The organism is Carnobacterium jeotgali MS3, assembly GCF_000745125.1.
Lineage (GTDB): Bacteria > Bacillota > Bacilli > Lactobacillales > Carnobacteriaceae > Carnobacterium_B > Carnobacterium_B jeotgali.
The window spans coordinates 1-5356 of record NZ_JQNF01000004.1; the positions used below are offsets into that span (position 1 = coordinate 1).

Sequence of the window (5356 nt, forward strand, 5' to 3'; positions counted from 1 at the left end):
AAGGCAGAAGGGTCTTCCTTTCTCATACGTTGTGTTTATTATATTGTCTCAGACCACTTAATGTTAAGCGATTGAAGCATCATAGATTTGTTTGATAGATTCTTTTAATAAAGCATTAAAATCCTCGTCTGATTGACTAACACTTAATCCCTCGGATAAAGCTCTTGAAAAACTAGCGATTAGTCCGTGGTTATGTGTTAAAGCTTCATTAGCTTTTTCACGGGTATAACCACCAGAAAGAGCGACTACTCTTATAACTCTAGGATGATCGATCAATTCTTTATAAAAATTATCAATCGTTGGGATTGATAGTTTTAACATGACGTTATCTGATTCGCTTAAGGCGTCTAGCTGAGTCAAGATTTCATCTTTTAAGAGAGATTCGGACTTCTCCTTATCGGTACTATTAATATCCACTTCTGGTTCAATAATTGGAACAAGCCCGGCTGCAATAATTTGTTTTCCAACTTCAAATTGTTGGTCAACAACTTTTTTTATAGCTTCAGGATTTGCTTCTTTAATCAATGAGCGCATTTTTGTTCCAAAAATATGGCGTTCATTTGCTCGTTTTAATAATTCATCTAAGTCTGGATTAGGTTTCATCAATTGAACACCGTTAGTTTCTTCTGCTAATCCTTTGTCAATCTTCAAGAAAGGAACAATACCTTTCTTTTCCCACAAATAATCAGCTGTATAAAGGTCTTCTACTTTGCGATCCATTGTTTGTTCGAATAAGATAGCACCTAAAATTGAATCAGAACTAAAAGCAGGAGAAGTCATAAGACGTGTTCTCATTTCATGAACGAGGTCATACATTTCTTCTTCACCAGAATACGTATCTGAGGCGATACCATAAAGCTGTAAAGCTGTTGGTGTGCTCCCGCCACTTTGGTCTAATGCTGCAATAAAACCTTGTCCATTTTTCATTCGTTCAAGTTGTTCTTTTTGCATAATTTCAGCTCCTTAGATTAGTTTTAAGAACAGTAAATAGGAAAGCTCAACCCAATGAAGGGTAATGAACCTTTCGTTAATAAGTATAGCACTTCATAAATTATATTGAAAAAATAAGCTATTATCGAGTACTTTTCCTTTGAGAATTTATATAGAGGAAAAAGAAATAGGTTATAAAAATTGAATAAAGGGGAAAAAAAACATGATTCAAGAAGAAAACCAAAATATGTCATTTGCACAAGTTATATCTATTTTAGGAGTTATTTTAATGGGGTCTTTGTGACCATATTAAATCAAACACTAATGAGCACGGCTTTACCAAGTATTATGAGAGAATTTTCAATTACAGCAACTCAAGGGCAATGGTTAACAACAGCTTATATGCTGATTAATGGTATCATGGTACCTATTACAGCCTATCTGGTAAATCGATTTACCACCCGTCAGTTGTATCTCTTTTCAATGATTGTTTTCTCAATTGGTACATTTGTGGCAGCTACTTCTAGTGTCTATGGAGTACTGATTGCTGGGCGTATGATCCAAGCGGTAGGAGCAGGGATTATTTTGCCGTTGCAAATGATTGTTGTATTGTATATTTTCCCAATTGAAAAAAGAGGATCAGCAATGGGCTTAATTGGTTTAGCGATGAACTTCGCTCCAGCAATTGGACCTACTTTTTCCGGCTGGGTAGTACAAAATTACCATTGGAATATGTTGTTTTACTTTATCTTACCATTTGCACTGTTAGATGTTGTAGTGGCCATTTTTGTTTTGAAGAATGTTGGGAAAACAGGTCATCCTAAACTAGATTTAATAAGTGTTATTTATTCTACATTAGGTTTTGGTGGATTACTCTTTGGTCTTAGCAATGCCTCTTCACATGATTTTATAAGTGTTAACGTAGCCTTGCCTATAGTTGTGGGAATCGCTTCTTTAGTTCTATTGGTTAACCGTTCTAATCATTCAAAAGAACCGCTATTGAATTTCGGTATTTTTAAATACAGAGGTTACCGTTTAAATCTTATTATTTCTTTCGTATTAACGGCTGGAATGTATGGTGCTATTATGCTATTGCCCATCTATTTGCAAAATATACGTGAAATGACACCGATGGAATCGGGAATGACTTTGTTACCAGGAGCAATTGTAATGGCTGTTATGAGCCCAATTACTGGTAGAATGTTTGATAAATACGGATCAAAAAGATTAGCTATGAGTGGATTAACTTTGGTAACAATTGGAACGTTTATCATAGGACTAATTGATTTAAACACGCCAATAGTTTACATTGTTCTACTTCAAGTGGTTCGGTCATTAGGTTTTGCATTAACCTTAATGCCAATCCAAACAGCAGCTTTCAACGCGGTTCCACTAGAGCTTGCTTCACATGCATCCGCAATGTTTAATACTCAACGACAATTAGCTGGATCAATGGGAACAGCATTATTTGTAGTTGTGATGACGGTTGTTTCTCAAAATGGTGTATCACAACACTTGCCATCTGAGTTAGCTGATTTAGCAGGATTTCAAACCAGTCTTCAAATTAGTGGGAGTATTCTCATTGGAGCCTTTATTATGACGTTATTTATTAAAGAAAATCCTTATTTACCTAAAGCGAAATTAGCAGAAAATCATTAAAAAAAGTCACCATTATATGAATGACTTATTGCAGATTATTTTAAAAACCACTCAAATATCAACCTGAAACATTTGCTAATTTTAAAGTCATCTACTAAATTAGGTTCCATAAAAAAAAGCTCAAAGCCATTAATATAATGGTTTCGAGCTTTTTGTCTTTAATGATTTTCTGCTAATTTCGCTTTAGGTAAATAAGGATTTTCTTTAATAAATAACGTCATAATAAAGGCTACCAATGAGAATACTCCCACTAATTTGAAGACTGTTTGAAATCCTGCTAAATCAGCTAACTCAGATGGCAAGTGTTGTGATACACCATTTTGAGAAACAACCGTCATCACAACTACAAATAATGCTGTTCCCATTGATCCAGCTAATTGTCGTTGAGTATTAAACATTGCGGATGCATGTGAAGCAAGCTCTAGTGGAACCGCGTTGAAAGCTGCTGTTTGGATTGGCATTAAGGTTAATGCAAAACCTAATGACCGAACCACTTGAAGTAGAACAATGTAAACTATTGGCGTGTTTAAATCAATTAGTCCTATGATAAACGTTCCAATTGTTACCAAAGTTAATCCACTCATAGCTAATCTTTTTGATCCGTATTTATCAAACATTCTACCAGTAATTGGGCTCATAACAGCCATTACAATTGCTCCTGGTAACAAAGTCATTCCCGATTCCATCGGTGTCATTTCACGTATATTTTGCAAATAGATGGGCAATAGCATAATAGCACCATACATTCCAGCCGTTAATACGAAAGAAATAATAAGATTTAAACGGTAACCTCTGTATTTAAAAATACCGAAATTCAATAGCGGTTCTTTTGAATGATTAGAACGGTTAACCAATAGAACTAAAGAAGCGATTCCCACAACTATAGGCAAGGCTACGTTAACACTTATAAAATCATGTGAAGAGGCATTGCTAAGACCAAAGAGTAATCCACCAAAACCTAATGTAGAATAAATAACACTTATTAAATCTAGTTTAGGATGACCTGTTTTCCCAACATTCTTCAAAACAAAAATGGCCACTACAACATCTAACAGTGCAAATGGTAAGATAAAGTAAAACAACATATTCCAATGGTAATTTTGTACTACCCAGCCGGAAAAAGTAGGTCCAATTGCTGGAGCGAAGTTCATCGCTAAACCAATTAAGCCCATTGCTGATCCTCTTTTTTCAATTGGGAAAATATACAATACAACAATCATTTGCAACGGCAAAATAATCCCTGCTCCTACCGCTTGGATCATACGCCCAGCAATCAGTACTCCATAGACACTAGAAGTAGCTGCCACAAATGTACCAATTGAGAAAACAATCATTGAAAAGAGATACAACTGACGGGTGGTAAATCGATTTACCAGATAGGCTGTAATAGGTACCATGATACCATTAATCAGCATATAAGCTGTTGTTAACCATTGCCCTTGAGTTGCTGTAATTGAAAATTCTCTCATAATACTTGGTAAAGCCGTGCTCATTAGTGTTTGATTTAATATGGTCACAAAAGACCCCATTAAAATAACTCCTAAAATAGATATAACTTGTGCAAATGACATATTTTGGTTTTCTTCTTGAATCATGTTTTTTTCCCCTTTATTCAATTTTTATAACCTATTCTTTTTCCTCTATATAAATTCTCAAAGGAAAAGTACTCGATAATAGCTTATTTTTTCAATATAATTTATGAAGTGCTATACTTATTAACGAAAGGTTCATTACCCTTCATTGGGTTGAGCTTTCCTATTTACTGTTCTTAAAACTAATCTAAGGAGCTGAAATTATGCAAAAAGAACAACTTGAACGAATGAAAAATGGACAAGGTTTTATTGCAGCATTAGACCAAAGTGGCGGGAGCACACCAACAGCTTTACAGCTTTATGGTATCGCCTCAGATACGTATTCTGGTGAAGAAGAAATGTATGACCTCGTTCATGAAATGAGAACACGTCTTATGACTTCTCCTGCTTTTAGTTCTGATTCAATTTAAGGTGCTATCTTATTCGAACAAACAATGGATCGCAAAGTAGAAGACCTTTATACAGCTGATTATTTGTGGGAAAAAAGAAAGGTATTGTTCCTTTCTTGAAGATTGACAAAGGATTAGCAGAAGAAACTAACGGTGTTCAATTGATGAAACCTAATCCAGACTTAGATGAATTATTAAAACGAGCAAATGAACGCCATATTTTTGGAACAAAAATGCGCTCATTGATTAAAGAAGCAAATCCTGAAGCTATAAAAAAAGTTGTTGACCAACAATTTGAAGTTGGAAAACAAATTATTGCAGCCGGGCTTGTTCCAATTATTGAACCAGAAGTGGATATTAATAGTACCGATAAGGAGAAGTCCGAATCTCTCTTAAAAGATGAAATCTTGACTCAGCTAGACGCCTTAAGCGAATCAGATAACGTCATGTTAAAACTATCAATCCCAACGATTGATAATTTTTATAAAGAATTGATCGATCATCCTAGAGTTATAAGAGTAGTCGCTCTTTCTGGTGGTTATACCCGTGAAAAAGCTAATGAAGCTTTAACACATAACCACGGACTAATCGCTAGTTTTTCAAGAGCTTTATCCGAGGGATTAAGTGTTAGTCAATCAGACGAGGATTTTAATGCTTTATTAAAAGAATCTATCAAACAAATCTATGATGCTTCAATCGCTTAACATTAAGTGGTCTGAGACAATATAATAAACACAACGTATGAGAAAGGAAGACCCTTCTGCCTTATACGTTGTGTTTCATTTT

The 5356-nt window shown here is 34.9% G+C and carries 3 protein-coding genes and 1 pseudogene; 2 read left to right on the forward strand and 2 right to left on the reverse strand.

Annotated features, from left to right (window positions below; all coding sequences use genetic code 11):
* Positions 1-63: 63 nt before the first annotated feature.
* On the reverse strand, positions 64-951 hold the full coding sequence (locus BP18_RS02450; protein ID WP_007722933.1) for a fructose bisphosphate aldolase: 888 nt from the start codon (positions 949-951) through the stop codon (positions 64-66).
* A 279-nt stretch (positions 952-1230) separates the two neighbouring features.
* Here BP18_RS02450 and BP18_RS02455 point away from each other — a divergent pair, with 279 nt between their 5' ends.
* Positions 1231-2589, forward strand: a complete 1359-nt coding sequence (locus tag BP18_RS02455; RefSeq protein WP_231549420.1) for an MDR family MFS transporter — start codon at positions 1231-1233, stop codon at positions 2587-2589.
* Positions 2590-2747: 158 nt separating this feature from the next.
* On the opposite strand, the gene BP18_RS02460 is transcribed toward BP18_RS02455, so the two are convergent.
* Positions 2748-4184, reverse strand: a complete 1437-nt coding sequence (locus BP18_RS02460; RefSeq protein WP_197050078.1) for an MDR family MFS transporter — start codon at positions 4182-4184, stop codon at positions 2748-2750.
* Between the two features lie 200 nt (positions 4185-4384).
* Here BP18_RS02460 and BP18_RS02465 point away from each other — a divergent pair.
* Positions 4385-5274: pseudogene (locus BP18_RS02465) on the forward strand (fructose bisphosphate aldolase).
* Positions 5275-5356: the final 82 nt, after the last annotated feature.